Consider the following 26,559-nt stretch of genomic DNA (forward strand, 5'->3'; position numbering starts at 1 on the left):
TCAAAGATTCCACTGCGCGAGGTGAACTCCGGTCTTGCGGTCCAGCAGGACGACCACCGACACCGGATCGCGGTAAGCGTCCCAATACACTCCGCCGCGCACCACCGTACCTGTCGGGGCGTTGCCCAACTGGGCGTCCAGCCAGTCGGGTGCGTCGCACGGCCGCGGCTTGTAGGCGTCGGCGAACGGCGTGACACCGTCGAAACTGAAGTTCGACGCCATGATGTAGGAGTTCGGTACTCGGACGGCACGGACCACCACGTCGGCCCGGGCCACCGTGCTGTCGGGGAAACTCTTGACCGGCACGCCACTTCGCGTGTAGCCGAAGCCCGGTGGCGGTTCGACCGGCACCACACTGGTGACGGTGACGTCGGCGACGTAGGTGCCGGTGTCCACCCGCAACGTGTCACCGAGATGACCGATGGGTGCGTCACCCGCCCGCGCGGCCGGCAGCGCGGCGTCAACCGGCAGCGTCCCGGCCGTGACGACGAGGAACGCGGAAAGGGCGATCAGCCAGCGGCGCATCCTCGCATGATGACATATGCGCAAACGTCGCGGGAGGGGTTGATCGGCTCAGGTATCGGTCGGTTCCGCGGTGGTGAGCGATTCCAGTGCGGCGCGCAGATCAGCCTCCACCCGATCTTTCTCGACACCGGCCCGGTGCAGTGGCCCGGCGCCGTCCTCGAGCTCCAGCAGCGCCAGGAGCAGGTGTTCGGTGCCGATGTAGTTGTGGCCCAGGCGAAGTGCTTCACGGAAGGTGAGTTCGAGCACCTTGCGGGCCGGGCCGCTGAACGGGATCAGCGCGGGCGGTTCGCCGGTGCGCGGCGGGAGTTCAACGGACTGGCCCAGTGTGACGGTGTCGATCTGTTGCAGCCGCAGCAGAGTGGTGGCCAGTGCGGCCGGATCGTTGAGCACGCCGAGCAAGAGGTGGTCGGGGGTGATGTGGCTGTTGCCGGCCTGGTGCGCGACGTTCTGGGCGGCGACCACCGCATTGCGCGCCCGCGGCGTGAATCGGCTGAAACCCTGCTCGGGATCCAACGGGGTGGCTTCGGCTTTGGGCACGAATCGCTTCTGCGCGGCTTGTTTGGTGACGCCCATGGCTTTGCCGATCTCAGTCCAGGAGGCCCCGGAGCGGCGGGCCTGGTCGACGAAGTGTCCAATCAGATGGTCGGCGATCTCGCCGAGGCTCTCCGCCGCCAGTACCGCATCGGTCAACTGGTCCAGGGCGCCGGTGTGCACCGTTTTGATCACCGCGATCAGGTCGTCAAGGCGGACCGGGTAGGCGATTTTGGTGGATTCGACCATGTCGTCAACTTTAGGTTGACGGTCTGGATGCGTCAACCTCATGTTGACGATTTGCGTTCGAGATGCAGGGTTGCCGAGCCTCTGGAACCATCACAGAGCTATGAGACTTCTGCTGGTGCTCACCGGTTTAGCCGCCTTCACCGGCCTCGCCGCCCCGGCACACGCCAGTCCTGACGAAGACCAGGCGCTGCTGGTCTCGCTCAATGCGGCGGGCATCAAGTACAAGGACACCGCGAGCGTCATCACGACGGGCAAAGCGGTGTGCGAGATGGCGGCCGCCGGCAAGTCCGGCGTCGAAGTGGTTCAGGTGCTGCAGAGCGCGAATCCCGGGCTGACGCAGGAGAATGCCGCCAGGTTCACCGCGATCGCGGCGGGGGTCTACTGTCCGGCGCGGCTGCCTGCACAGACGGGCTCTTGAGCGACGTGTCCCGATAGCAGCCGGGTGCTGCCGTGCCCGGCCAGGCATGCGGGACGTACGCCTGCCTCTCGGGCGAGTCGATCAGTCGGACCAGCAGCACGATCACGGCGGCGGTGACGCCGAGTCCGCCGAGTGCCAGCACGATCAGGATCAGCAGACTCGCCATGACTGACATTGAACCAGCGGCCGGCACGCCAATGCGGCGGGAACTGTTTCGTGCAGTGCGAGCCCGGGTAGCTCACACGCAAACATCCAACGCGTAGACGGAGGAGCCGTGACGACCGCTGAACAGCCGCCGCCAGAAGGTGACAAGCAACCCCCGCAGGCCACTTCGGTCAACAACACCAAGGACGGTGCCGGGGACGCAGAAGTCGAAGGCGACGACGCCACGGACCAGTGAGCCGCGCTGGAGGCCAGAATCTGTAGTGCGGGTTGGTTTTTAGGTACGTCGGAGACCGTGTGCGGTCGACTCCGGACGGCACTCGATAGCCTGTGAGCTATCGAATCTTCGGAGGTCGGGTTGAGAACAGGGTTGCTGGCGGGTACGGCACTGGTGGCGGGCTGGGCCGGGTTGCGCGGATTGGTCGCGTGGATCGAACGCAACCCGGATCCGCTTACGCGCGAACAACTTCTGGCCGAACCGCACGGCGCGGAGGTATCGATCACCCGGCCGGACGGCACGGTGTTGCGTGCTGTGTCTGCGGGGGAGGGGCCGACGGTGGTCCTGGTGCACGGTTATTCGGTGACCCTTGCGGAGTGGAACATCGTTTGGGATGAGTTGCTGGGCAAAGGATTTCGGGTTATCGCGTTCGATCAACGCGGTCACGGTCGCTCGACGCTGGGCGCGGACGGCATCGGATCGGAAGTGATGGCGGCCGATCTCGCCGCGGTGTTGAAGCACTTCGATGTCAGCGATGCGGTGCTCGTCGGGCATTCGATGGGTGGATTCGTCACTATCCGCGCCTTGCTGGAGCGGCCTGATCTGGTGTCGCGCCTGCGCGGCGTGGTGCTGTTCGCCACCTGGGCGGGCCGGGTGCTGGACGGGGCTCCGCAGAACAGGTTGCAGATCCCGCTACTGGAGTGGGGCGTATTGCAGCGGCTGATCAAGAACGAGACCGTTGCGACGCTGTTCGGGGCCGCGCAGTGCGGCACGCGGCCGTCGCCGGCGATGGTGAAGGTGTTCGTGGAGGGGTTCCAGGAGCATGTGGACCAGCACGGGCCGCACGTGGCGATCGTGCAGGCGTTCTCGCGGGAGGATCGTTACCCGCGGCTGGGGGAGATCACGGTGCCGACGGTGGTGATGGTCGGTTCGGCCGACCGAACCACGCCGCCCAATCACTCACGCCGGCTCGCCGACGGTATTCCCGGAGCGCGGCTGGTGACCGTACCGGCTGCGGGGCATGCGCTGAACTGGGAGGCGCCCGGCGAATTGGTGAAAGTCATCGAATCCTTTGGGAGATAGCGGCTTTCGGTTTCCTTTGCCCAATGTATTCCCAGCGGGTCGACGATGGGCTATGTTGCGCGATACGGCCGCTGTCCAATTTCCGAAAAAGGGAGTCAATGGCGACAAACGTATCGACGGCGGGAGCCGCGTTCGCGGTGGCCGCCCTGGTAGTGGGTGCAGCGGTCACGGGGTGCGGGAGCGACAACTCGCCAAGCCCGTCGTCTTCGGCTTCTTCGTCCGCGGCGTCCTCGTCGACGGCGCCGTCGGGCACCGCCACCGGGCAGCCCGGCGACTACACCGGTCTATTGATCCCGGCCACCGACATCGTCGTACCGGGGGACACCTTTGTGCAGACCCAGTCCCTGCCCATCGCCACTCCGGCCGGAGTCGAAGGGGTGTTCAACAACCAGGCCAACACTCGCAAAGTCGAGATCTCGATCTACGTTTACAACAACCCGGACGAGGCGAACCAGGCGCTGGACACCACCTCGAAATCCATTCAGGAGCTGAGCGTCAAGGCGCCGACGACGCCGGCCGAGGTGGGCATACGGGGCGTCATGGCAATCGGTCCATCACCTGACGGCACCAAAGCCAAAGGTGTGGTGATCTTTCGGGGGCCGCAACCAACCGCCACTCGGCGCAATCGCACTTGGCTCGCATTAGGGGGCCAGACAACCAATGCCATCAAGTCGGACTCCGTACCTCGCGGGCTCGACGCAGTTGCCGATCCGAGGTTCGATACGCCGTGGGCACTCCGGCTAGATGTGGTGCCCGCACTAGTGTGGTAGAGCAGCCCGGCAGGGTTGCCAGGGCCAGCAGGCGAGGATAGGGGCGACAGGACCAGGGCCGCAGGTACGGGACCGCACCCCGTCTGCGGCCTCTGATCTGTCGACCGTCCCGTCGTTACGCGATGAGTCGGTGAGCAGCGGTTGCGATGGCGCAGCCCGCGGTTATGGCCGCAATCGGGCCGCCCGAGAAGTATGCGACTGTCGAGCCGGCCAACGTGAGCAGGCCGATCACTACCCAGCGCAGCGGCAGCCCTTCGGGGTCGCGGCGCCGGGGGTTCCGGCGCTGGGGCTCCCTCGGTTGCTCATTCGGCGTTACAGTTGTCATGTCAGTCCTCCGTGGAATGGCATCCTCGCGACCTCCGGGCTGTTACCCCGGGGGTCGCGACTTACTGCTTAAGGCGGATTTCGTCCGACCCGCGCAGGCCGCTGATCTGCGGCTACGTTCTTTCTACGGCGAATTCGTCAGCGCCGTGATAACCTGAATTAACGTCTTGACCCGCCAGAAACGCTGACACTGTGATCGACGGCGGAGCCGTTTTTCTGGCGGGTCAAGACGTTCAGGGAAGGAATCCGGATGGACGCCGAAGATCTTTCCGTGGGCCAAGGCGGGCGGAACTGGACCGAAGTCAAGCTTGATTTTTCGCGCGCCCCGAACGAGAAGGAACGCATCGCACTCGAGCGCCGACGCAAGCGGTTGGCGCACATGGACGACTTGCGAACGGTCGACGAAGCCTGCGATCAGCTCAGTCAGCTAGTGGCCTCGGGGCCAGTCGGCCCACTGGAAGAACTTCGGCTGCTTGATGGCTTCGTCCGCCTGGATGTTGCGCTGGCTCCCGATGCCTCCGATCGCTCGGCGCCGAAGCCCGAACACCGCCCATCATCGACGCGTTTGATATCGCCCAACGGGATTGCACTGTCGTTCGAGTTGATAGCGCTGCTTGAAGCACAGACTCGAACAGCGCCTGGTGACAGAGCGGTCGGAACCGAAATGCCGTTGCGTCGAGCGACAGGTACGAACGTTGGATGGTGTGACTACATCGCATCGACGGCCACGGCTTCGGGCAGCGGCAAGCACCGCATGGGAGTACTGGACAAGAAGCTGCGGCAGCTGCAGCAGACGTTAGACCGCCTGGCGGCCGAGAACCTCGTGCAGCTGCCCAACCGGGACGCTGGGCAGGGCAAGCATGAGGGCTTCATTCTGCTCAGCGAGGATGGCGTGCGTCACAGGACGAACGCGCTGTACAGCGTGCCCGTCGCGGGTTTCTTCACCGTTCCAGTGTCGTTGTTCACCAACGGATGGATCCACGTGCTGGAAGACAGCGAGCTTGCGCTGCTGCTCATCGCGGCTAGGTTGAGACAAAAGCACGGTGATGCGATCGTGCCTCTGGAGGCTGCACCGCGGTTGCTCAATTACGGTCTGAGCCGAGACGCATTTGAGGCCCACAGCATGCTTAACTGGCTGAATTTGCTTGATGTAGAAGAGGATTCGGAACGCCACGCCGACGGCAAAGTGCGAAAGTACTCTACCCGTGGCGCTCGGCCACATGGGCTCCGGTTCCTGCCGGCCGGTTTGGATAAGCGCGCCCTGCCATCCGTAGCAGAGGAAGTACAACGTCGACTCGACCGCACTGGTAGTGAACTGGTAGCGCTCCCCGCCGGTCACTAAAGAACTCCCTAATTAGTCAAAGCCGCGTGGTCAACTCGCGGGACGCAGGGAGGAATCAGCCCACACGAGGGACTGTCACCCTACTACTGCGGTGGCAGGTTCTGATTGACCCAGAGGTCGACGCTCGGCGGCATTGCCCACCAGCGTCCGCCGGAATTGTTGGCCGACTCACGGATCGCAATTTCGTACATGTCGGCTATCGCCTTCGCGATGTCAGGATCACCGACACCCGGAAGCAATCGTTGGCGAATGCTCGCATCGGCGACGAGTCGCTGCGCCATTGGTTTCGCGCGTTCCTCGTCGAACGCCACTGACGAGGGGTACGCCGAGCCGTGGTCGGTGCCCATGGCGGCGACGATGATGCAATACGCGATGTCGAACTCGCACAACGAATTTAAGGCGATGTCGTGACCGGTGATGTCGTCGGCCGGCACCTGGCTATCGGTGAGATCAGGCCGCATCGCCGCGTGCTCGACCATCAGGTCGCGTGCCGCTGAGAGGATGAAACCGGCGCGGCCCTGCTGGCTCGGATCGTCAGGATCTGCGTTGAGGTTCGCTCTGGCGACGAACACGGTGGAGTTGCGAATCCATGACGAATAGATGTAATCGGGGTAGCTAGTGCTGCTCGGCACTTGTTGCAATGAAAGAGATTTCACGGTCTCCCATGCTTCTAGACGCACGGCGAGCGAGCCGAGCACATAGATGCGGATCACCACCGCGAACCGCTTGCGTATCGCGGTCTCATCTTCGCCGAACGACTTGAAGACGCCGCGGAGTTTGTCGATCGCTTCGTCGACGAGGTCGCGGCGCTCGTAGTGCAGAGCTTGAGCGCAGAAGATGGTCCACTTGTCGAGCGCAGCGGTGAAGTCGTCAAGGCTGGCGGCCGGTCCGGTCGTGGCGGTGAGCGACCTAATGAACTGCCTGAGCAGAACGTCGTTGCCTGACTGAAGCAGCGATACGGTCGCGGCGGCGAAGGTGGCTTCGTCCATGTCGAACAGCAACGGCACATCGGGCGCGACGCCTGCGGTCTGCTGCCGCGCGGCGATGACCTCGTTCAGCAGGTTGGTCGTGGCGGCACCGGCTTCACTACGGATCTTCCCCGCGTACGCAGATAGAAGGTCTTGCCAATGCGCGTACCGGATCGGCACGTTCTCGGCACCTTCGCGAACGAAAATCTCGCCTTTGCGGAACACGGTCACGGTCTTGCCGGCGTCGCCTTGGTACTGGCCGTCCTTGCTGAACGGCACTGGCAGGCGGTCACGGTTCTGTTGCACGTAGACCATGACGATTTCGTTGCCGTTGACTTCGTGAATCTGAATGAGAACGTGTACTTCGCCTTCGATGTAGCCGCGTATGAGTGCACCGATCCGTGAGCCGTCGAATCGGCTTCGGTCGGTGATCGTGCCGACCGGCATACATGGCTTGCCGTCGTCGTCTACGCCGATGAGGATGTAACCCCCTGGAGGGCGCTGAGACATCGTCACCGCGTCCTTGACGAACTTCAGCTTGTCTTCGGCAACGGTCAGGTCGACCTTGGCCTTGAGGTCAAGATGTGTCTCCTCAGGGTTGCCGAGGAGTTCGTCCAGCTTCTCTGGATCGGTTCGCCCGTCAGGAACGATCATCGGTTGGAGTTTCCCCGCCGCAGGTCTAGGTCTGGTGTGCTTGCCCCGTCGAGCTACGTTACCTTTCGCCTTGGCCAACACGCCGCAGCTGGAGTGTTCTTCAGCCAATCGCTGGCATCCGCTGCCCAAGGCGTCCATCCTCTACGCCAACGGGGTCGTGCGACGTGGAAAGTGGGCAGGTCTCGTCAAGCCGTGATCAGCCAGGCATATTCCGCACCAGTTCGGCAAGTTCAGCGAACCTGTCGTCGAACTGCTTCGCGATCGAGCGACACTCACCAAGCAACTCGTTCACCTGGGATTTGTAGCACTCCTTCGATCCGAAATCACCGCCAAAGGCTTCGACCTCCATCACTTTGTTCCGGATGCGGTCGTTATAGGCGGTGATCGGATCGGTATCCATCACCATTCCGATATGACGAGCAAAATATTGCTTTTCTCCCATCGGCCGGTCGGCACAGGTGTGCACAGCGGGTACGACGCACCGCTGCTCAGCTAGTTTTGCAAGCGCCTGGCAATACTTCTGGCAGAGGGCTGCGGTTGAGATGGCGGGCTGCTCTAGTGGCAGGGATGCCGAGGGTGTTTGCCCTCGGTCTTCTGATGAGCAGCCGAACAACGAGAGGCCGAGAGCGGCCACAACGAATACGAGTCTCTTCCTCATGTCGCCAGTGTCTAATGTCAACGGGGTAACGGGGGCCGCCACACGGGAAGTGATCGAGGCGACGAGGAACGCTGCGTCATACCGCTGACGTGTATTTCAGCCAGTCGCTGCCACCCCACCTGCTCAATAACGTTCTGCGGGTGGCGCGATCACCAAGACCCCGACGGCACGGGAATTGGAGTGTTGACTGCGGTAATCCCGTCAGGTCCCATTGAGGTCCCCGGCGTGCCTGGGGAGCCTAAAAGTGCAGGTAGAATGTGGTGCGCGATACTGGGATTGAACCAGTTCACACAGTTTGCTAGCGTGGACATCTGACCAGCCAGAACGGGTGTGTTACCTGCTCTAACGCTGGTCAGTGTAGCGGATAGTTCCGGAAAGTTGTAGCGGAGTTGATACGGTCTCGTTAGCTCATGAAGAGTTCACGGACGCTCAGGGAGTTCACGTTGGTCCGAGGCGAAGGGCGCAAGCCACAGAAGCGCGGAGCGTTCGGCACCGCACACAAGCTCCCCAGCGGCCGCTACCGCGCCATGTACTTCGGATCGGACGGGCGGCGCTACGCAGCGGACAAGACGTTCCTCACCGAGAAGGACGCTCGCGGCTGGCTCTCGCTGCGCCAGGCCGAGATCATCGCAAAATCGTGGATGCCGCCCGAAGTGCACGCGGCGCAGAATCACCTGACTCTCAAGGCCTACGCCGACAGCTGGCTCGAGCACCGCGATCTCAAATCGCGCACCCGCGAGCACTACCGCAAGTTGCTCGACGAGCACATCCTTCCCGAGCTCGGCAGCCGCCCGATCGGCTCCATCACGATCGACGACGTCCGAGAATGGCACACCGGGCTAGGGGCCAAGACGCCGACGCTGCGCGCGCACTGCTACGGACTGCTGCGCACCATCATGGGCACGGCCACCAGCGACGGGAAGATTCCGGCCAACCCCTGCGTGATCAGGGGAGCCGGCAGCGCCCGCCGAGTGCACAAGATTCGGCCGGCGACCCTCGACGAGATCGCCACGATCACCGAGGAGATGCCCGCCCAATATCAGGGCATGGTGTTGCTGGCGGCGTGGTGCGCGCTGCGGTTCGGCGAGCTGACCGAGCTGCGCCGCCGCGACATCATCATCGTCGAACCCACCGACGAGCAACTGGCCACCGCGGTGAACAATTCGCAGGACGCACCCGAGTCGTACGGCGTTGTCCGCGTCGAGCGCGCGGTGGTCCGCACCGACGAGGGTTTTCAGGTCACCACTCCCAAGAGCGACGCCGGGCGCCGCGACGTCGAAATCCCACCGCACCTGCTCCCGGCCATCAAGGCGCACCTGGAAACTCACGTTCAAGCCGGACGTGACTCCCTGCTGTTCCCCGCCGTCCAAGGTGGGCACATGGCACCGGCGAGCCTGTACCGCCACTTCTACAAAGCCCGATCGGAAGCCAAGCGGGATGACTTGCGCTGGCACGACTTACGGCATTCCGGCGCCGTGCTGGCCGCGGCGACGGGTGCGACGTTAGCGGAACTCATGGCGCGCCTTGGCCATTCGACACCACAGGCCGCGATGCGCTACCAGCACGCCGCACAAGGCCGCGATCGGCAAATCGCCAAACTCTTGTCGAAACTCGCCGACAAATGACCGAACACACTTTCGGAACTGTGTGGTACAACTGAGGCAGCTTTCGGAAGTCGCAGCTCGATTTCTTGCGTAAAGCCCGACATGGGTGGCAGGCGGGACGGGTTCCGTTAACGGTCGTAAGTCCTGCTAGAGGCAGCCGAGTCGAAACCACCAACAAGCTCGGCTTGCCATTGGACGACTCGCACTGAAGCACCTCCTGCCCAGCGGTAAGCCAACTTCACCTGGAAGTGGAGATCATGGCCAACCTAGATGCCTCAACCCTCGACCACGGTCGCGCACCGACTGAAAATCGCGCTTCAAAACGCGCCGCTCAACGCGGCCGTAATATTCAATCGCCAGCTCAAAGACGTTGGGCCTCAATGCAGCAAGCGGCGGAATACGCCGGTGTACGTCTGCGCACACTCCGCGGGTGGGTCGCCTCCGGCAAAATCACCGGGTACCGGATCAACTCCCGCGTCATCCGAGTCGACCTCAACGAAGTAGACGCTGCTTTCGAGCCGTTCGCAGGCTGGGAGAGGTAAATGACTCAGCAGCGGAATGGTCCGCCTGAAAGCGATATGCCGGCTCCCGAAAGAACCGGCACTCACCACGACCGCCACGTCGATACCAGCAAGAATACCAGTCACGGCACCGATCTTCTTGCCGACTTGCGTCGCCGGCGCGAGGCGGCAGTCAGGCTGGACGGTCGCGAAAATCCAGACCCTGTCTTTCCGGGGCGCCGGTTCCATCCTGGCTCAACAGGTTTGGTGGCGTCGGGGTACCGCCAAGGCTATGCGGCTGCATTGCGCTATGTCTTACGTGAATTCGGCGAACATCTCGGTGAGACAGCCCAGGCCAAACTCACTGCGATCGTCAATCGGAGCGGCGAGTGATGACCGATTCTGATGACAAGAAGCCTCGGAGGTCGCAGTCGGCTCAGCTAGTGGATCTTGCACTGTCCCAGTACAAGCTGGGCATGTCCGACCAGGAAGAACCGTTCGGAACGCTTGCGGTACAACCGCATATCGCTCTCCCGCTCCGCGGTGGCCGCACCGGCCTTCGAGCTGAACTTTCCCGCAGATTTTTCGAGATCCACAACGCAGTGGCCTCACAGCAGGCTCTAGCCGATGCGTGCATGGTCCTCGAAGGCCGGTCGGCTCAACAGGATCGAGTGCAACTGCACTTACGGGTCGCACAAGCGCGGAGCGGTGCCGTTTACCTCGACTTGGGGGACAGCACAGGCCGCATCATTGAGATCAGCGACGGCAGTTGGAAGATCGTCGCTACCGCTCCGGTGATGTTCAGACGCACGAAATTGACAGATCGAATGCCATTGCCCCATCAGGGAAATGGTGACTTGGACCGTCTGTGGCAGTTCGTCCCTATCGACGAGGCGGACCGCCCAATCGTTCTGGCCTACCTGGTCGCCGCCTGGATCACACCCGATGCGCCGCACCCGATCTTGGCTTTGATGGCCGAGCAGGGCAGCGCGAAATCCTCGGTGACCCGCACCCTGGTAGATCTGATCGACCCCTCACCGGTGCCGTTGCGGAAGCCCCCCCGAGACCCCGATAGCTGGGTCACAGCCGCAGCAGCCAGCTGGGTTGTCGCACTGGACAATCTGAGCGGAACTCCGCAGCAATGGCTGTCCGACTCACTGTGCAGAGCATCAACGGGGGACGGTGATGTCCGCCGAGCTCTCTACACCGACGCCGACGTCGCCGTTCTGAAGTTCAGGCGGTGCCTGATCGTCAACGGGGTCGACCTCTCGATCGACCAGGGCGACCTTGGGGAGCGGATCGCCGCGGTAGATCTGGGTCGAATATCGTCTCGGCGTCGGCGCACCGAGGAAGACCTAGCTGGTGCCTGGGAAGACAACCGGCGCAGGGTGTTTACCGGTTTGCTTGATTTGGCCGCCAAAGTGCATCAGCGGCTGCCTGCGGTACGGATGGATGATCTGCCACGTATGGCTGACTTCGGGCGTGTCCTTCAGGCGGTTGACGAAATTCACCACACGGATGGGCTGACCCGGTATCGGGAACGGATGCGACGTGTCGCCGCCGACACCCTCGGAGACCCGTTTATCGCAGCGTTGATAGACCGCAACCAGTCCGTCGATGATCACTCGTCCGCGGATCTGCTCCGCCTACTGGAATCAAGCAAAGATTCTGAGTGGAGGCGGCCGCGGGAGTGGCCCAAACGCGCCCGGACCGTCACCGGATTATTGACCCGTCACGCCCCCGCGCTCCGGACACAAGGGTGGGTGGTGGAGAACGACGGTGGCCGCAACAAGCGCAACGTGACGCTCTGGAAACTCACGCCTCCTGAGAAGCACCCAGAAGATACCTCGCCACCCTCGCCTAACTCGCCTTCGCAGGTCAACGGCTATCCAGTGGCGAGTCAGGCGAGGCAAGGCGAGTTAGGCGAGGTAGGCAAATTTCCTCTCCGCAGCTCTACCTCGCCAGATTTTGTACCGCTGAGCAGCGAAAACGAGACAGCGAGGCAGGCGAGGGAAGAAGCCGGGCAATCTCTGGATGCTCTCACATTGTGCGCGTGTGGCGCCGAACTTTCGCCTACCAACCAGACCGGTCTCTGTGCCGAATGTCGGCTCTCGCAGCAAGGGCAGGGATCATGAGCGCGCCGTGGGTTGATCTAGCGGCGGCGATTCTTCGTGGGACACCGCGGCTCCCCGACGCGTTGTGTCGTGGCCGTCCCGGCTTGTTCGACGGCGACGACGAGCAGACCGCAACCCGCGCGATCGAGATCTGCCGCCGCTGCCCCGACCGTCAGCCATGCGCTGCGTGGGCCGACACCCTGCGCCACAACCAAGCCAACGGCGTCCTAGCCGGCCAACTCCGGCCCTGGGTCAGCCACCCCTCAGAACTGAAACGACTCCAACCGAAAGGAACCACACCAGAATGACCACCCTCACCCTGACCGTGAAAGTCATCAACGGCGAACCGATGATCGACTGCACCGCGCTGTCGCTGCTGCTCGGCGTCGACGAGCAGTTGATTGAGGCGCAGCAGCGCAGAGACACCATCGGCGGATATTCCACCTTCCCGCCCGAATGGCTGCGCGCTGGCCGGCACCGAGCCCCGCGAATCGAGTCCCGGAAGGCTAGCGGGCTGTCCGAAGGGTGGGTCTGGGCGATCGCCTACGAAGGTGGCAACCCCTTCGAAGGTGGCACCGAAGGTGGCGAAGGTGGCGAAGGTGGCAATACACCCCTAGGCCGCCACCTTCACCCGGCCGACGAAGGTGGCAACCAAGGTGGCATGTCACAAACTGTGCCACCTTCGCCACCTTCGGGAAACTTGCCACCTTCGGGACTCGCCGGTTTCAATCCGCGGATTCCACGCATCCGCGGTGAAGGGCGCTGCGATGAATGCAGCTTCCACATAGCGACGCAAGGCCACCGAGACACCTGCTCAGCAAACACCAAAGGGCAGCCCGCATGACGACTCGCACTGACCCTTTGGTGTCGCTGAAGTTCGGCCTCACCGCCCGCTACGTCTTGCGCACCGCCAACCAACCCGATCGGCCGGTCACGCAGCCGGCGGTCCGCTCGTCGGCCGAACGGCGGCAAGACGCCGCGTCGCGCAGCCGCGCCCGCGCACCCAAACACACCTGTTAAGGAAAGGCATCCGATCATGACCAATCCCACCAACAACGATGACCAGATCGTGGCCTCTGCAACCGACCTGTTGCGGCGGCGGATCGATGAGATGGAGCGCGCGAAGGAAACTCAGCCTGAGCGTTTGGCGAAGGCCCGCTCGGATGCTGAAGAGGCCCGAGGCTGGGCGGTGATCGAGGAACCCTGGGAAGAGCACGTGGCGGCAGTTCCGCTGTGCGACAGCGCCGGCCAGCGCAACGGTGACGCAGTGACGCTGCCGAACTTCACCGCGAAGGAAATGTACGGCGCGAGACTCTGTTTCGACATGCTCGATTGCGGCGACGACCCGGACCGCATTGACGAAGTTCGGTCCCGCTACTTCAACATGGTCGGCGGTGACCCCGGGCAGATGTTCCTCATCGCCATGTCGGCGCTCTCGATCTGCGCCACGCTCGTGGTGCCGCAGCTCCTCGCCGAGATCGAACTGAGCGGGTCCAACTACGACCTGCGGGTGACCCTGGCTGAAGCGAGAGCGAAGGCGTGGAGCGATCGCGTCGCGAAACTGCGCGCCGCCAACGACGATGCTGCCGCGGCCGGCGTCAAGCCAGTCGACGGCTACGACATCGGCGCCACCGCACTGGACCCCGAAAGCGACCAGCCGTGATGAACCGGATCCTGTTGTGTGAGTTCGTCAACGGGGCAACACGGCTGACCGCAGACGGGGCCGCGCTGCTGGTCGGGGTTTCCCGTGAGCATCTGCTGGAGAGTTGGGATCCGGCGTCGGGCGTGGATCGGTTGCCGACGGAGTTCAAACGCAGGGGGATGAAGCGGTCGCGGCACGCCCGGGACGCGATCGGCTCGAATGCGGCCAGCGCGGTGTTGGCGTTCTTGGCGGTCCGGGACTGGGGCGCGCGTGTCGACGTCAACGAAGCCGCCGGCCAAATGTGGGCTGTCGTGGACGAGGTGACGTGATGCAGGTCAGTGACAGCCAGGCCAGGCTGATCAGGGATTTGGTGACCGAGGCGGTGCTGAATCGGCAGCGGTACGGTCAGCCGATCCCAGACCGCGTCCGCAACCTTCTGAGATACGTGTCCGCGCACGGACATCCGATCGCGACGGTTGCGCCACCATTAGGTCAGGACCAGGACGACCCGATCAACAGCGACCAGGCCGCCGAAATCCTCGACTGCAGTACCCGCCACGTCCGGCGCATCGCAGCATCGGACCTCAACGGCCAAAACATTGGCCGCCGTTGGGTATTCAGCCGCCGCACCGTGACCGACTACGCGAAAGCGAAGACAGCATGAGCGAAGGCAGCATGAGCGAAACCGACCGAGTGTTGGGCGACGCCTTCAAGGCGTGGCTCAGCGAGCTCCCTGAAGACGAACGCGACGCTTTCCTCACCGAAGTCACCGGGGACAGCTCCCCCGGGGCCGTCGGCCGCGCCGCGGCGGAAAAGCGATTCGGCAAGCGGGCCAACTGACTGACATGGCCACGATGAGCGAGCGACTCAACGCGATCGAACAGGATCTGTTGCCCCCCGACTACCACGCCGCAGAGAAGCTGATCGCTCAGGCGCGGAACCTGATCGCCTCGCCGCCGGCCAGCCCCGCGGCCGTGAAGGCCCAGCAGCTGGATCCGTTCGCTTCCGGCGAGATCCGCGAAGAGTGGATCGATGCGCTGATCGACCGGAAGGATGCTGAGGATCGGCACAAGCGGCGCGCCGCGGTCCTGACCGAGTTCGTTTCCGCTGCCGAGGGGCAAGCCCGGGCCGCGGTGGCGTCCGTCAACTCCCGGGTGCTGGCCGCGCTGCACTCCGAGCTCGAGGCCCTCATGGATGAGGTGGTGGAGCTCGCCGACGAACTCGGCGGGGTGCGCAGCGCGGACAAGGCCATTGCTGCGGACCGCGGGCCGCAGTGGAAGCGCCTGCTGCAGCTGGTCGACGACTACACAACCCTGCGTAGCTTCCAGATCGCGCGCACGAGCCAAGACTTGGTCATCAAGGCCCGGCCGGCGTCAGGTGGTGAGGACCACGCCTCGGATCTGTATATCCGCAACCTCGACGACTTGTGGCCTGAGTGGCGCACCGGCCGCGGCGCGATGCAGCACGTCAATGCCAACGGCGCCCAGCACCGCTACGAGCCCTGGCCCGCCGATCCGGCGCGACTGCTGCTGTGGCTAGCCACCAGCCGCGCGCAGCCGTGGATTCCGACAGAGCGGCAACTAAACCAACTCTGGGCCGAGCGGCAGAGCCGTGCAAACCCGATGCCGCCCGGGCCGATACAGACGGGCAGCCGGCCGCGCCAAACGTTCGGCCGCATCATCCCTCAAATAGGCGGCAAGCCGCCCACCGTCAAACCGATCCGATAAAAGGGAGTTTCCTCGATGCCACCGATCAAGACTGGTCAGGAGTTATTCGACAGCGACGCAGAAGATTTGCCGCCGCTCACACGGTCGATCCGGGACACATGGAGTCCGCACAGCGGCAACCCGGTCGCGTCAGCGTCTGCGGTCGCGGCCCTGTTCGCCGCGGTCTATGAACTCGAAACGCGGCTGATCACGCTGGAAGGCGGGTAACCCGATGGCTTGCGGCGGCGCACAGCGTCAAGGCCGGGACCTTTCGCCGGGTAAGCGCGATCATGACGGGCTCTTCCTTAGTCAAGCCCTAGTCGTTAGCTGCGCTGTCCGCCGCCGCGAACAATCAACGGCGAGAGGATAATTCACGTGCCGTCAATCGCAGATTTATACGTCGAAGTGATGCCGAGCACCGCGCGTTTAGCCGACGGCATTGTTCGGGGCCTGCGTGAGGCGGATCCGAAGGTCGCGGAGGCGGGACGGCGTTGGGGTAACGAGATTCAACGTTCGATCGGCGACATCAAGGTCAATGTCCAGGCTGATACCGCGAAGGCTAAGGCTGAGATCGATGCGTTGACCCGTGACCGGCACATGACGGTTCACGTCCAGGTCGATAAGGACAAGCTGAAGGCGGAGCTGTCGTCTGCGTTATCGGGGCTGTCGTTGCACGGGTTGGGCAACAATTTCAGCTCGCAGATCTTCAACCAGATGAACGTGCATATGGTTCAGACGTTCAATCAGGGTGCGTCGCAGATGGCTTCGTCTGCCGGGCAGCAGGGTTCGCAGATCGGTTCGGTGCTGGGTAGTTCGATAGCCGGGACGATGATGCCGATTTTGATCGGCTCGTTGGCGGGTGTGGCGTCGGCGCTGTCGGGGGTGGTGGGGCTCGCCCCGGCGGGTTTGGCGGGGGCGGGCACGCTGCTGGGGAGCCTGGTTGTCGGTTTGGATGGGGTGAAGGAAGCGTGGGATGCGGCGGGGAAGGCCGCGGACTCAGCGACTAAGGATCAGGAGTCTAAGACGAAGGCGATGGCGTCGGCGCAGCGGTCGCTGCACGATGCGGTGGTTGAGGAAGCTAACGCGCAGAAGGATGTGGCGAACGCGCGCCGCGATGCTCGACAGCAGTTGGAGGACTTGAACATTCAGCTGCGCGGCGGTGTGCTGGACGAGAAGTCCGCCATTCTGGCGGCCCAGGCCGCGCGCCGGGATTTGGCGACCGGCCGCTACAAGGACTCGATCGAGTATGAGGAAGCGCAGCTGCGGGTGGAGCAGGCCGATCAGCGGGTTCTGGAAGCCCACGAGCGGAATGTGCAGTTGCAGCAGAAGGCGACTGAGGCGAACGCGAAGGGTGTCGATCAGTCCGATCAGGTGGTGGCGGCCAACCAGCGGTTGGTGAAGGCGCAGGAGGCGGTTGCTGCGGCGCAGCAGGGTGTGGCTGATGCGTCGAAGGCGTCGTCGAACGTGGATGCGTTTACCCAGGCGATGGGGAAGTTGTCGCCGGCCGCCGGTCAGTTCCTCACGACGCTGGTGGGGATGAAGCCGCAGTTCGAGGAATTCAAGAAGAGCGTGCAGGACGCGTTGTTCACGGGGCTCGCGCCGCAGTTCCAGCAGCTCGCAGGAGTGTATATGCCGATGCTGCAGGGGTCGCTGACCACGATGGCCGGGCTGGTGAACCAGGTTGCGTCGGGATTCATGGCGTTTATGCAGCAGCCCGCGACGCAGGCGGGGATGCAGCAGCTGCTGAACAATTTGACGGAGTCGTTCCGGCTGTTCCGGCCCGTCATTGACACGCTGACGCAGGCGTTCTTCCAGATGACCGTCACGGGTTCGAATTTTCTGCCGCAGCTGGGGGAGATTATCGGGCGGATTGCGACGATGTTCTCGCAGTTCGCGAATTCGCCGCAGTTCGCGACGTGGATCCAAACCGGTTTGGCCGCGTTAGGGCAGTTGACGGACATGCTGGGTCCGTTGATGACGATGCTGGGTGATTTGGCGCCCATCGGGACGGCGACGCTGGGCGCTCTGGGGCAGATTCTGACGGCGTTGCAGCCGGCGATCGCCCCTTTGGCATCCCTGTTCGGGGCGTGGATCACCAATTGGATAGGCCCGATGCTGACGCTGCTGAGTCAACTCGCGACAACCATCGTCACTGCGTTGGCGCCAGCGATGACCCAGTGGTTGCAGGCATTAGGGCCACTGATGAACACGGTCATCGGGGCGTTCCAGCCGGTGTTGCAGCAGCTCGGTGGGACGTTGGCGCAGACCGCGCAGATCTTCATCAACGCGATGATTCCGGCGGTGCAGCAGCTCACTCCGCAGGTGGGTCCGCTAGTGGGGGCGATGCTGCAGTTCTGGTCGGTGTTGGAGCCGCTGCTTCCGGCGTTGATGGAGTTGGCGGTCTCCACCGTGCCGGGTCTGGTTGAGGTGTTGAAGCTGCTGTTGCCGATTCAGGTGCAGATCACCACCATGTTCACGCAGTTGTTGGAGATGGCGATCAAGCCGCTGATCGGTGGTTTGCATTTCCTGGCGGATGCTTTCCGCACAACGTTCGGCTCGATTAAAGGCTATCTGGACGATGCCTGGAATTTTATGAAGCCGATTTTCAAGATGATCAAGGATGCGATCAAAGACCTGGGTTTGGATAAGGTCGCGGATTTTCTGAAGGGGATGCCGGGGTTCGGATTCCACATGCCAGGCGCAACCCAGGCCGCCCCGGGCGCCCCGGCGGGTGGGGTGCCGACACCTTCGCCGTCGGCGCCGGCTGGTGTTCCGGGCGCACCGGGCGTGGATACCGGGGGGTTGAATTGGGATGCCCTGGCCAATGCCGAGGCTGGCGGGAATTGGCACATCAACACCGGTAATGGTTTCTTCGGTGGTTTGCAGTTCGACCAGCCGACGTGGGACGCGTACAAGCCGCCCGGCGCGCCCGCCCGCGCGGACCTGGCCACGCGGGACGAGCAGATCCAAGCGGGAATGAATGCGATCAAGGCCCGCGGTGGGCCGCAATCGTTGTGGCCGCAGAACTTCGGGAAGCTGAACGCCAGCACTATGCCAGGCCTACCTGGGCAGCATGGGGTGGGTTCGTCGTGGCCTTTGGTTCCTGCGAAACCACCGCCAGGGACATGGTTTGCGCAGCCGAACGCTGCGACGGTCCCTGGTGCTGCCGCGGTCCCCGCGGTGCCCGGCGCGGCCGCTGTTCCCGCCGCGCCGACGACCGTGCCCGGCGCGTTGCCGAATGTGCGTGGGGCGCACCCGCAACTGGCCTACGTGCTCGCCCAACTGCAGCAGCTGTTCCCCAACGTCAAGCTCAACGCAGGCAAAGATGACCACGGAGTGGACAAGGGTTGGCACCCCCGCGGCCAAGCTATTGACATCGGCGCCCCGGGTGACGATCCGCAGCAGCTGGCGGCTATCGCGAAGTATCTATTGCAGTTCGCCCCGAACATTGAAGAACTGATCTTCCAAGGGCCGGGAATCACGCAGAACGTCAAGTCCGGCAAGCTCGGTCCCGCGATCGACATGCCCGGCTCGGTCTACAACACCCAGCAAGCCGGATATCACGGCGACCACGTCCACTTGGCGGTCACCGATCAGATGGGGCAGGCCCTCATCGCCGCGATGACCGGCGGTCAGGGCGGATTGTCAACCCCCGGCTACTATCCGTCGCTGCAGCAGCCGACAATCGCTGCGCCATACGGGCTTTCAGCGAATGGAACCATGCCGCTCGGTACGCAAGGCTCACCGCTGTACGTGTCCCCGGCATCCAGTGGCGGGCAGCAGCTCGGCCAGGACATCCTGGGCGGGTTCCTCGAAATCTTCGGGATCGACGGGTCAGTCCTCAAAAACCCCTTGGGCACACCGCTATTCGCAGGCTTCAAAGGTTTGATGTCGATGCTGACCGGTGGCGGTAAAGGTGGTGGGCTCCCGGCGTCCGCCTACGCCGCCGGCGGCGGAGTCGCGGGTGACGGCGGAGCTAGTAGCGGTGACATGTTCAGCGGACTGCTTCAAGGGCTCCTCGGCGGCGCACTCGGCGCAGCCAACGGCGGCCTCGACGGCTTCACTCCCCAGCCCTACGGGCCAGTAGGCGTCGGCAACCAACCCCACGTCGCCGACGGCATCAACCCCGGCGTCCCCGGCCCGGCCGGAACGAGCGGCCCCCTCGGCACCCCCGGCACGCTTGGCCTGGGCAAGGTCGCAAACCCCGCACCCGCAGGAAACCAGACCCAGGACTTCAGCGTCACCGTCAACAACCCAATGGGAAACAAAGACCTCGAAGGCATGATGCACAACGTCATGTCCAGCAGCCTCAACCTGCAGCGCGCCCACGCCATGATAGGCGGCGGAGCAGCCGGAGGAATCAGCGTCTAGACATGCCCCGCGCACACCGCCACTGTCCTGGTGACCACGGCACCCGCAAAGGGGGGCAAGGGGCCCGGTGCCCCTGGGGCGGGACGCCGCTTCGGTACTGCTAAATCCTCTGGCTGCACGCATAAAACGCACCGTTTTCGCGGTGGGGAAGGGGTTCTGAACCGTGGCTAGGTCGGTTGAGGCGCGAAAGTTGTTGGCGGAGTTGGATGTTTATCTTGCGGCGGCGTCGAGCCGTCATGGCCGGAAGGTGTCTTTTACTCCTCCGGAGGCGGCGAATGTGGCCATGATTGTGGACGAAATGGACCGGAAAGCGGGCCTGAAACGGCTTTACAGCAAGGCCGAGACTGTCAAGGAGAAGTTGAAGATCTCGACCGAGATTCGGTTGCTCGAGGCGTCGATCAGTCGGATGCTGCGGCAGGTGAAGGTGGACATGCCGGCGGTGCAGTCGCAGAAGAGCCGCAAGGCGCAGCACGCCGCGAATACCCGGTGGGGAATGGGTTCCTGATGCCGTGGTTCAGCGATGACGACGCCGCCGGCCCGGGCGGTGGTGTCTGCGGGCCCGGAGTTCGGGTGCCGGGTCTGTATCAGCGGATCGTGGAGTATGAGCGGGTGCCGCGGCCGGATCCGCGGTGGTCGCGGACCGATGGGGGTAGGCGTGGTGAGCCGTGCCCGGAGCATCTGCTGCGGCACTCCCGGCTGGCGGCCGCGGTGGAACAGGGCCAGCCGATCCAGCTACCCGGGTGGTGCCATCACCTTGGCAGTCCCATGTTCCCGCAGCTGGGTGAGGATCTGCCCGGGTTGCGGGAGGCAATCGAGGAAATGCAGGGCGAGCACGGCAAGTGGGTGGTGCTCATGGTGCATGCCAACGACATGATGGTGCCGGTAAAGCGGCAGCGTTGAAGGTGCCAGAAAATCATTCCAGTTGGAATGATTTGCCGAGATCGGTAGGCGCTCTCTACGAGTTGTCTCGCCTTGATCGCGAAGAGCAGTGGGGGGGTCAGATCTGAAATCCGACCCCCCCACTGCTCTTCGTCAACTTAGTCGCTGAGTGACTTCATTCGCTGCCACACCTGACTTGCCGCCTCGCTGAGAACCGTTCGTAACCCGTCGATTTCGACAGCGGTCAGCTGGTCAGCATTCCTGTAATACCAGAGGATCAACCCGGCAAGGTGGTCGCGCGCCTTCGCTGTTCGCCGCTCGTTGGAGACCCGGAGGCAGTTCACGCAATCCATGTCGACCCACCACAAACCCGTCTCGTGGTCTTCGAACTCGGTGTCCCAGTCGATGCGATCGGGGGGCTCGGCGCTGCTCTCCACTGGCCCTTCCTTGAATCCGCGCGGGATGGGGGTGGTTGCGCCGCAGATCGCCTGCATGTGTGTTTCGCCCCGGGCCCGCGCCTCGGTGGCCTCGCCCCGGTTGAACCAATGCTTCAACTGGGGGTTGCGGGGGAACTGCTTGAAGTACCGCTCGCGCAGCTTTTCGCGGTCGGGCGGATATCGGTCTTCCCATTCGCCGCCGAGCACATACCGTTGGTACTTCTCGACGTAGTCGGCGTACCGGTCCGGGGCGCGCAGCAGTGCGTGCCGAGTCCGCCGGCCGCACGGCGCGCATTTCAGCGTGCCGGTGGCGAGCCAGCCGCGCGGATCGTCACCGAACCCCCCGATTTCGCGGTTCTCGTCGTTGCGGTCGAAGTAATAGTTGTTGCTGACGGTCCGCAGCTGCCCGCACTCGCAGCACAACGCCGAGCGCGGCTGTACTGGCTGTACTGGGGGCCTGTCGATACGGACCCGCCGCGAGTGTGGCCATTTCAGCTCCTGGTTCCCGTTGCGGGTCACGCATGGTGTGCCGGGGTCTGCCCCGCAGAACGGGCAACGGTGGGTCAGGGCGGCGTGATCGGTCACTGGTCCCGCTCCAAGCCGCGGAAATCGTTCAAATTTGAACGATCTGCCCAGCCACCGGTGCCGTCAGAGCTGATGGCGTAGCTGATCGGCCGATGCTCGTCGGCCAGTTCGTAGTCGATTGGGTGGTCTTCTGTTTTCGTGCGCACTGAAGTAAGCTCCTGTTGCTGAGAGTTTGAAGCCCCTTGAGTAAGGGCTGAGAGTTCCTTGAAGGCGGTTCCCCTGCCAGGGAGCCGCCTTCAGTCATTTGCGAGGTAGTTCGGCTACCGCACAAAGCAAAGACGACAAAAGGTCAGGGACACGATGTCCCCGACCTCGATCCCGCATGGCGGTGCGCGCGGGCGGCCTTCACGATGAAGGTCAGCTGATGAAGGTGGCAATTGCGGCTAGCTCCCGTCTGTCGGGGTTGCTAGCGTGCTGCTGTCACCAGTTCACATGTAGTTCATCCAGTCTGAGATTTTGGATGAATGTGCAGGTGAATCCTGGTGCGCGATACTGGGATTGAACCAGTGACCTCTTCCGTGTCAGGGAAGCGCTCTCCCGCTGAGCTAATCGCGCTGGGGTCAAAAGTCGGAGGTGGAGACGGGAATCGAACCCGTGTGCACGGCTTTGCAGGCCGTTGCCTCACCACTCGGCCACTCCACCGCTGGATTGATGCCATTTGCACCTTCGAGCGGATGACGGGATTCGAACCCGCGACCCTCACCTTGGCAAGGTGATGCGCTACCAACTGCGCTACATCCGCGCGCAACGAGCGAGATCGTCGCTCGGTGCGAAGCACGACGATAGTCCAGTGCGCGAGCGCACACAAATTCCTTGGTACCGAGCGTGTCCAATCCGGGGGTGGACGGTTCGCGCCGCACGTCCGCTCAGCGGATCGTGATAATCTTCGACGTCGTTCGCCTCTCGGCGCCGGTCCCGTGGCTCAGTGGAAGAGCGTCCGCTTCACACGCGGAAGGTCGCTGGTTCGATCCCAGCCGGGACCACAAGTACGCATCCCGATCCGGGGGAGATGAGATGGGCTTCGGGCAGGCCGTCGCGACCGGGTTCACCAAGTACGTCACCTTCAGCGGTCGCGCCTGCCGGTCCGAGTTCTGGTACTGGGTCCTCTTCACCGTCCTGGGCGGCATCGCGTCCACCCTGGTCGACGCCAGCATGGACACGCAGATCGTCTCGGTCATATTCAACCTCCTCACCGCGATCCCGAGCCTGGCCGTCAGTGTCCGACGCCTGCACGACGTGGACGCCTCGGGCTGGTGGGTGCTGCTCAGCCTCATCCCGGTCATCGGGGCCATCGCGCTGCTGGTCTGGGTTGTCGCGAGGGGCACCGAGGGGCCGAATCGCTTCGGTCCGGATCCGCTGGCCGCGACGCCTGGCCTGCCCAACGAGCAGTACGGCGCGCCGGCATAGCTACCGCCCCGCCGCCCGGAGTCCGGGTAAGGCATTCGGTGCGACCGCTGGCCAGTGCCCACGAAGTACCATTCCCCTGACCGCACGCGCCGCGGCAGAACAGGAGACGACGATGCCGGTCACGGTGATTCTCGAGCTGCGATTCAAGCCCGATCAGGTATCGGCCGGGCGAGAACTGATGGGCCGGGCCCTGCAGGACACCCGCGCGTTCGACGGCAACCTGCAGACCGACGTGTGGGTCGACGAGCAGGACGAGGCGCACTGGCTGATCTACGAGGTGTGGGAATCGGTGGACCACGACGAGGCCTACCGCCGGTTCAGGGCCGGGGAAGGCAAGCTGACGCAGCTTCCGCCGTTGCTGGCCGCGCCCCCGGTCAAGACCCGGTATCTCACCAGCGACATCTAGCAATGAGCTTCTCCGAAGGCATCGGCACGCTGAAACTCGAATGCCCACAGCAACATCCGGTCGGAAGGATCCTGCGCGAGAGCGCGCATCAAGCCGTTCAGTACGACCCGGGAGCCACGGTGGGGCCACGCCGATTCTGGCCCGGTGAGGACGAGCACGCCCGGTTCGTGGCCCGGTGCCGCTTCTGCGACAAGCCGGTTGGAGACGCGACGGCAACCCTGCAGGCCAAGTTCGCCGAACTGCTCGCGGACACCGTGGAGACCTACCGGACTACGACGCTTCCCTACCTCGCGGAAAGCATGCGTTGATGCTGATATCGACGGGTCTTTATTGATTTCGTAAGGTTCATGAGGAAACGTCTACGAAAGCGCACGACACCGAGTTCTTCTAGGTCCCAATTAGCTGTCCCTACCAGTACGGAGTTCTCATGACGCTAACCCGCAGGCACCCGTTGGGCGTCCTCGTCGCGATACTGGCGGCCGTCGCAGCCGTCGTATCCTTCGGCGCGCCGACGGCTCAGGCGTTCTACGTCAAGTACCACGAGACGATCACGCGCAACGCGCTTCCCGCTGACCAGGTCAGCCAGCTAGCGGTCAACCAGATCCTGGTGGGGCCGCCGCCGGGCGGCGGCGCGCTGGGCAGCGATGCCTTCGCCACCGACGAGTTCCGGCACCTGGACAACTCGATCAACCCCACCGACATCTGCAATCGAGCGCGAGTCGCCTGGGACACCTTCTCGCCGATCATCCTGAGCGGATCGGTGCTCAACGGCAACGTCGAGGCTGACGGGCCCGGTGCCCGCGCCGCGTTCGGTGCCCTGCTGCACACCCTGCAGGACTTCTACTCCCACTCCAACTGGGTCGACGACAACATCGCCATCGGCCAGCTGGACCGGCTCGCCCCGCCGATCTTCCCCGTCTGCAACCCGGCCGACTTCCCGGCCGACCTGCACACCGGTTACTACAGCATCGACTTCGCGCAGCAGTTCCCCCTCGAGGGTTGCCCTGCGGGCGGACCGCCGCCGGGATTCCAGGAGTGCCACACGCTGCTGAACAAGGACGGCCCGCACACCCCGCGCGGTGGTACGCCCGTCCCGGGCACCAACCTCAATGAGTACGACGTCGCCGCGCAACTGGCCACCCGGGCCAGCACCGATCTGTTCTTCACCATCCGCGACTGGGTTGCCAACGCGAACGGGCAGGACGCTGCGGTGCAGCTGTTCCAGCAGGGCGGCCCGCTGCCCAACTGGCACAACATCCCCAACCTGCCCGGCGTTCCCTACCTAGGTTCCTAACACAGGGCTACGCCGTCAGACCGGATCAGCGGGTGCTCGGGTAACCCCCGGGCGCCCGCTGAATTTCGGTGTCGTCACTAGACTTTCGGGGTTCTCGGGGTGTCGGTTCACCACCTGCTCCTGATCGGGCTGGCTGGACTCGGGGCCGGTGCGATCAACGCGCTCGTCGGCTCGGGCACCCTGATCACGTTTCCGACGTTGGTTGCCCTCGGCTATCCGCCGGTCACGGCCACCATGTCCAACGCGGTCGGTCTGGTGGCCGGGGGAGTGTCCAGCACCTGGGGTTACCGCGCCGAGTTACGCGGTCAGTGGGATCGGTTGCGCTGGCAGATTCCTGCTTCGCTGGCCGGCGGGGTGCTGGGCGCCTACCTGCTGCTGCATCTGCCCGAGCAGGTGTTCACCCGGATCGTGCCGGCGCTGCTGGTGCTGGCTCTGGTGCTGGTGGTGCTCGGGCCGTGGTTGCAATCCTGGGCGCGGCGGCGGGCCGAACAGGAGGGCCGCTCGGTCGAGCGGATCACCTCCGCCCGGATGGTCGCACTTGTGGTGGGGACCTTCGCGGTCGGCGTCTACGGCGGGTATTTCACTGCCGCGCAGGGCATTCTGTTGGTCGGGATGATGGGTGCATTGCTGCCGGAGTCCGTCCAGCGCATGAACGCCGCCAAGAACCTGCTCACGCTGGTGGTGAATGTTGTTGCCGCCGTTGGCTATACGTTGGTGGCGTGGGATCGCATCAGCTGGCCGGCGGCAGGTGTGATCGCAGTGGGCTCGTCGATCGGCGGGCTGGTCGGAGCCCGGTACGGCCGACGGTTGTCGCCGAATGCATTGCGCGCCACCATCGTTGTGGTGGGATTGATCGGGTTGTACCGACTGCTTTCCCTGTGAGCCGAGTCAGTGAGCCCAGTCAGTGAGCCGACAGTGTGGCCGCGGCAGCCGCTTCGATGACGTCCATCACCTCGCCGCGCTCGCGCCACGCCCGCAACTGACGCATCGCCCCGTTGCCCTGCGTGGCAACTCGGTCGACTTCCTCGACCACCCGGACGTACTCGCCGAGTGCGTCCAGCGCCGGGCGTACCCGCTGCACCAGCGCAAAAAGCTGCTCGCGGGCCGGTACCGAGCCGCGGCCGCTGATCAGATCCAGCGTGTTGCCGGCCAGTCCATCGTGCGCGGCCTGCCAGTACGCGGCGCGCAAGACCGCCGGGGGCAGCCGGTCGGCACCTGCCGGTGCTTCGTCGACGGCGGTGATCACCGCGGCCCTGATCAGGGTGGCCAGCAACACCGTCTCGTCAACCGTCGCCGGCACGTCGGCGACCCGCACCTCGACCGTCGGGAACACCGCAGACGGGCGCACGTCCCAATAGACCATGCCCTGATCCAGCAACACCCCGGTGTCGACCAGCATCTGCACGGTGCGGTCGTACTCGTCGGGCGAGGCGAAATACGGCGGAGCGCCCGCCACCGGCCAACGCCGCCACAGCACGCTGCGCCAGCTCGCATAGCCGGTGTCACAACTGCGGTACACCGCCGAATTCGCTGACAGCGCAAGCAGTGTCGGCAACCACGGCCGCAGCCAATTGCTCGCGTGGACGGCGGCCGCCCGATCGGGAACCTCGACATGCACATGAGCGCCGCAGATGCCCTGCTCGTGTGCGACCATCCCGAACCGCTCACCGATCTGCTTGTACCGCGGGGTGTCGGTGACCGGGAAATCGTGCG

Annotated in this window: 33 protein-coding genes and 4 tRNA genes; 27 read left to right on the forward strand and 10 right to left on the reverse strand. The window is 64.0% G+C overall.

The genetic code is table 11. From position 1 onward, the window contains the following. Together AC5Y5Z_RS08245 and AC5Y5Z_RS08250 are read right to left on the reverse strand one after the other, a co-directional pair. Positions 1 to 525 carry a hypothetical protein gene (locus AC5Y5Z_RS08245; protein WP_499924522.1) on the reverse strand — a complete coding sequence of 175 codons (525 nt, stop codon included), beginning with the start codon at positions 523 to 525 and terminating at the stop codon, positions 1 to 3. A gap of 48 nt (positions 526 to 573) precedes the next feature. Then, positions 574 to 1,305, reverse strand: coding sequence for a Clp protease N-terminal domain-containing protein (locus AC5Y5Z_RS08250; protein WP_463826870.1), 732 nt, complete (start codon positions 1,303 to 1,305; stop codon positions 574 to 576). Between the two features lie 100 nt (positions 1,306 to 1,405). On the opposite strand from AC5Y5Z_RS08250, the gene AC5Y5Z_RS08255 reads away from it, so the two are divergent. From AC5Y5Z_RS08255 to AC5Y5Z_RS08275, 5 genes are all read left to right on the forward strand, one after another. Beyond that, a complete protein-coding gene (locus tag AC5Y5Z_RS08255) occupies positions 1,406 to 1,723 on the forward strand; it encodes a DUF732 domain-containing protein (RefSeq protein ID WP_473140045.1) in 318 nt (105 codons plus the stop codon). A 274-nt stretch (positions 1,724 to 1,997) separates the two neighbouring features. After that, the gene (locus AC5Y5Z_RS08260) at positions 1,998 to 2,123 is read left to right on the forward strand and encodes a hypothetical protein (RefSeq protein ID WP_463826867.1); all 126 of its coding nucleotides are present in this window, start codon (positions 1,998 to 2,000) and stop codon (positions 2,121 to 2,123) included. A 120-nt stretch (positions 2,124 to 2,243) separates the two neighbouring features. Further along, on the forward strand, positions 2,244 to 3,185 hold the full coding sequence (locus tag AC5Y5Z_RS08265; protein ID WP_499924524.1) for an alpha/beta fold hydrolase: 942 nt from the start codon (positions 2,244 to 2,246) through the stop codon (positions 3,183 to 3,185). A gap of 98 nt (positions 3,186 to 3,283) precedes the next feature. Beyond that, on the forward strand, positions 3,284 to 3,955 hold the full coding sequence (locus AC5Y5Z_RS08270; protein WP_499924526.1) for a hypothetical protein: 672 nt from the start codon (positions 3,284 to 3,286) through the stop codon (positions 3,953 to 3,955). A gap of 574 nt (positions 3,956 to 4,529) precedes the next feature. Further along, the gene (locus AC5Y5Z_RS08275) at positions 4,530 to 5,621 is read left to right on the forward strand and encodes a hypothetical protein (protein ID WP_499924528.1); all 1,092 of its coding nucleotides are present in this window, start codon (positions 4,530 to 4,532) and stop codon (positions 5,619 to 5,621) included. 83 nt (positions 5,622 to 5,704) lie between these two features. On the opposite strand, the gene AC5Y5Z_RS08280 is transcribed toward AC5Y5Z_RS08275, so the two are convergent. Both AC5Y5Z_RS08280 and AC5Y5Z_RS08285 read right to left on the reverse strand, forming a co-directional pair. Further along, on the reverse strand, positions 5,705 to 7,243 hold the full coding sequence (locus tag AC5Y5Z_RS08280; RefSeq protein ID WP_499924530.1) for an AlbA family DNA-binding domain-containing protein: 1,539 nt from the start codon (positions 7,241 to 7,243) through the stop codon (positions 5,705 to 5,707). Positions 7,244 to 7,439: 196 nt separating this feature from the next. Next, complete coding sequence (locus AC5Y5Z_RS08285; protein ID WP_499924532.1) at positions 7,440 to 7,901, reverse strand: hypothetical protein; 462 nt, start codon at positions 7,899 to 7,901, stop codon at positions 7,440 to 7,442. A gap of 410 nt (positions 7,902 to 8,311) precedes the next feature. On the opposite strand from AC5Y5Z_RS08285, the gene AC5Y5Z_RS08290 reads away from it, so the two are divergent. The 16 genes from AC5Y5Z_RS08290 (at position 8,312) to AC5Y5Z_RS08365 (ending at position 20,738) form a co-directional block, all read left to right on the forward strand. Beyond that, positions 8,312 to 9,526, forward strand: a complete 1,215-nt coding sequence (locus AC5Y5Z_RS08290) for a tyrosine-type recombinase/integrase (RefSeq protein WP_499924534.1) — start codon at positions 8,312 to 8,314, stop codon at positions 9,524 to 9,526. A 359-nt stretch (positions 9,527 to 9,885) separates the two neighbouring features. Then, positions 9,886 to 10,047, forward strand: a complete 162-nt coding sequence (locus AC5Y5Z_RS08295) for an excisionase family DNA-binding protein (RefSeq protein ID WP_499924602.1) — start codon at positions 9,886 to 9,888, stop codon at positions 10,045 to 10,047. Further along, positions 10,048 to 10,398: a hypothetical protein gene (locus AC5Y5Z_RS08300; protein ID WP_499924536.1), complete on the forward strand. Its 351-nt coding sequence runs from the start codon at positions 10,048 to 10,050 to the stop codon at positions 10,396 to 10,398. After that, positions 10,398 to 12,140: an AICE element replication initiation protein gene (locus AC5Y5Z_RS08305; RefSeq protein WP_499924538.1), complete on the forward strand. Its 1,743-nt coding sequence runs from the start codon at positions 10,398 to 10,400 to the stop codon at positions 12,138 to 12,140. Before AC5Y5Z_RS08300 ends, AC5Y5Z_RS08305 begins: the two co-directional genes overlap by 1 nt. Further along, complete coding sequence (locus AC5Y5Z_RS08310; RefSeq protein WP_499924541.1) at positions 12,137 to 12,427, forward strand: WhiB family transcriptional regulator; 291 nt, start codon at positions 12,137 to 12,139, stop codon at positions 12,425 to 12,427. Before AC5Y5Z_RS08305 ends, AC5Y5Z_RS08310 begins: the two co-directional genes overlap by 4 nt. After that, on the forward strand, positions 12,424 to 12,963 hold the full coding sequence (locus tag AC5Y5Z_RS08315) for a hypothetical protein (protein ID WP_499924543.1): 540 nt from the start codon (positions 12,424 to 12,426) through the stop codon (positions 12,961 to 12,963). The genes AC5Y5Z_RS08310 and AC5Y5Z_RS08315 overlap by 4 nt, the downstream gene beginning before the upstream one ends. Next, the gene (locus AC5Y5Z_RS08320) at positions 12,960 to 13,139 is read left to right on the forward strand and encodes a hypothetical protein (RefSeq protein ID WP_499924544.1); all 180 of its coding nucleotides are present in this window, start codon (positions 12,960 to 12,962) and stop codon (positions 13,137 to 13,139) included. The genes AC5Y5Z_RS08315 and AC5Y5Z_RS08320 overlap by 4 nt, the downstream gene beginning before the upstream one ends. Before the next feature lie 16 nt (positions 13,140 to 13,155). Next, on the forward strand, positions 13,156 to 13,782 hold the full coding sequence (locus AC5Y5Z_RS08325; protein WP_499924546.1) for a hypothetical protein: 627 nt from the start codon (positions 13,156 to 13,158) through the stop codon (positions 13,780 to 13,782). After that, a complete protein-coding gene (locus AC5Y5Z_RS08330; RefSeq protein WP_499924548.1) occupies positions 13,782 to 14,090 on the forward strand; it encodes a hypothetical protein in 309 nt (102 codons plus the stop codon). The genes AC5Y5Z_RS08325 and AC5Y5Z_RS08330 overlap by 1 nt, the downstream gene beginning before the upstream one ends. Positions 14,091 to 14,131: 41 nt before the next feature. Next, positions 14,132 to 14,425, forward strand: a complete 294-nt coding sequence (locus AC5Y5Z_RS08335; protein WP_499924550.1) for a helix-turn-helix domain-containing protein — start codon at positions 14,132 to 14,134, stop codon at positions 14,423 to 14,425. 11 nt (positions 14,426 to 14,436) lie between these two features. Continuing rightward, the gene (locus AC5Y5Z_RS08340) at positions 14,437 to 14,601 is read left to right on the forward strand and encodes a hypothetical protein (protein WP_499924552.1); all 165 of its coding nucleotides are present in this window, start codon (positions 14,437 to 14,439) and stop codon (positions 14,599 to 14,601) included. A 14-nt stretch (positions 14,602 to 14,615) separates the two neighbouring features. Beyond that, a complete protein-coding gene (locus AC5Y5Z_RS08345) occupies positions 14,616 to 15,488 on the forward strand; it encodes a hypothetical protein (RefSeq protein WP_499924554.1) in 873 nt (290 codons plus the stop codon). A gap of 15 nt (positions 15,489 to 15,503) precedes the next feature. Beyond that, positions 15,504 to 15,695, forward strand: a complete 192-nt coding sequence (locus AC5Y5Z_RS08350; RefSeq protein ID WP_499924555.1) for a hypothetical protein — start codon at positions 15,504 to 15,506, stop codon at positions 15,693 to 15,695. Positions 15,696 to 15,842: 147 nt separating this feature from the next. Further along, positions 15,843 to 19,838, forward strand: a complete 3,996-nt coding sequence (locus tag AC5Y5Z_RS08355) for a transglycosylase family protein (protein ID WP_499924556.1) — start codon at positions 15,843 to 15,845, stop codon at positions 19,836 to 19,838. Between the two features lie 193 nt (positions 19,839 to 20,031). After that, a complete protein-coding gene (locus AC5Y5Z_RS08360) occupies positions 20,032 to 20,343 on the forward strand; it encodes a hypothetical protein (RefSeq protein ID WP_499924558.1) in 312 nt (103 codons plus the stop codon). Continuing rightward, positions 20,343 to 20,738 (forward strand): hypothetical protein, encoded by a 396-nt coding sequence (locus AC5Y5Z_RS08365; protein ID WP_499924560.1) that lies wholly within the window; start codon positions 20,343 to 20,345, stop codon positions 20,736 to 20,738. Before AC5Y5Z_RS08360 ends, AC5Y5Z_RS08365 begins: the two co-directional genes overlap by 1 nt. Positions 20,739 to 20,875: 137 nt before the next feature. Here the strand turns inward: AC5Y5Z_RS08365 and AC5Y5Z_RS08370 are convergent, their stop codons facing one another. The 5 genes from AC5Y5Z_RS08370 to AC5Y5Z_RS08390 all read right to left on the reverse strand — a co-directional run bounded on the left by AC5Y5Z_RS08370 (position 20,876) and on the right by AC5Y5Z_RS08390 (position 22,481). Beyond that, entirely contained in the window at positions 20,876 to 21,739 is an 864-nt protein-coding gene (locus AC5Y5Z_RS08370) for a zinc finger domain-containing protein (protein WP_499924562.1), read from the reverse strand. Continuing rightward, complete coding sequence (locus AC5Y5Z_RS08375; protein ID WP_499924564.1) at positions 21,736 to 21,885, reverse strand: hypothetical protein; 150 nt, start codon at positions 21,883 to 21,885, stop codon at positions 21,736 to 21,738. The genes AC5Y5Z_RS08370 and AC5Y5Z_RS08375 overlap by 4 nt, the downstream gene beginning before the upstream one ends. Before the next feature lie 334 nt (positions 21,886 to 22,219). After that, a tRNA-Val gene (locus AC5Y5Z_RS08380) sits at positions 22,220 to 22,294 on the reverse strand. Positions 22,295 to 22,310: 16 nt separating this feature from the next. Next, positions 22,311 to 22,381: transfer RNA gene (locus tag AC5Y5Z_RS08385), tRNA-Cys, on the reverse strand. A gap of 27 nt (positions 22,382 to 22,408) precedes the next feature. After that, positions 22,409 to 22,481 (reverse strand) — tRNA-Gly (locus AC5Y5Z_RS08390). A gap of 169 nt (positions 22,482 to 22,650) precedes the next feature. Between AC5Y5Z_RS08390 and AC5Y5Z_RS08395 the strand changes: the two genes are divergently transcribed. The 6 genes from AC5Y5Z_RS08395 (at position 22,651) to AC5Y5Z_RS08420 (ending at position 25,728) form a co-directional block, all read left to right on the forward strand. After that, positions 22,651 to 22,722: transfer RNA gene (locus AC5Y5Z_RS08395), tRNA-Val, on the forward strand. 31 nt (positions 22,723 to 22,753) lie between these two features. Beyond that, positions 22,754 to 23,146: a DUF805 domain-containing protein gene (locus AC5Y5Z_RS08400; RefSeq protein ID WP_463826863.1), complete on the forward strand. Its 393-nt coding sequence runs from the start codon at positions 22,754 to 22,756 to the stop codon at positions 23,144 to 23,146. 112 nt (positions 23,147 to 23,258) lie between these two features. Further along, positions 23,259 to 23,552 (forward strand): putative quinol monooxygenase, encoded by a 294-nt coding sequence (locus AC5Y5Z_RS08405; RefSeq protein WP_463826862.1) that lies wholly within the window; start codon positions 23,259 to 23,261, stop codon positions 23,550 to 23,552. A gap of 2 nt (positions 23,553 to 23,554) precedes the next feature. Then, positions 23,555 to 23,860: a hypothetical protein gene (locus AC5Y5Z_RS08410; protein ID WP_499924567.1), complete on the forward strand. Its 306-nt coding sequence runs from the start codon at positions 23,555 to 23,557 to the stop codon at positions 23,858 to 23,860. A gap of 119 nt (positions 23,861 to 23,979) precedes the next feature. Next, on the forward strand, positions 23,980 to 24,846 hold the full coding sequence (locus AC5Y5Z_RS08415) for a hypothetical protein (protein ID WP_463826860.1): 867 nt from the start codon (positions 23,980 to 23,982) through the stop codon (positions 24,844 to 24,846). 114 nt (positions 24,847 to 24,960) lie between these two features. Then, entirely contained in the window at positions 24,961 to 25,728 is a 768-nt protein-coding gene (locus AC5Y5Z_RS08420) for a sulfite exporter TauE/SafE family protein (RefSeq protein ID WP_463827162.1), read from the forward strand. 19 nt (positions 25,729 to 25,747) lie between these two features. On the opposite strand, the gene AC5Y5Z_RS08425 is transcribed toward AC5Y5Z_RS08420, so the two are convergent. Next, the coding region (locus AC5Y5Z_RS08425) for a carboxylate-amine ligase (protein WP_499924569.1) at positions 25,748 to 26,559 on the reverse strand (812 nt) is incomplete at its 5' end.

Source organism: Mycobacterium sp. NGS29 (assembly GCF_059812965.1).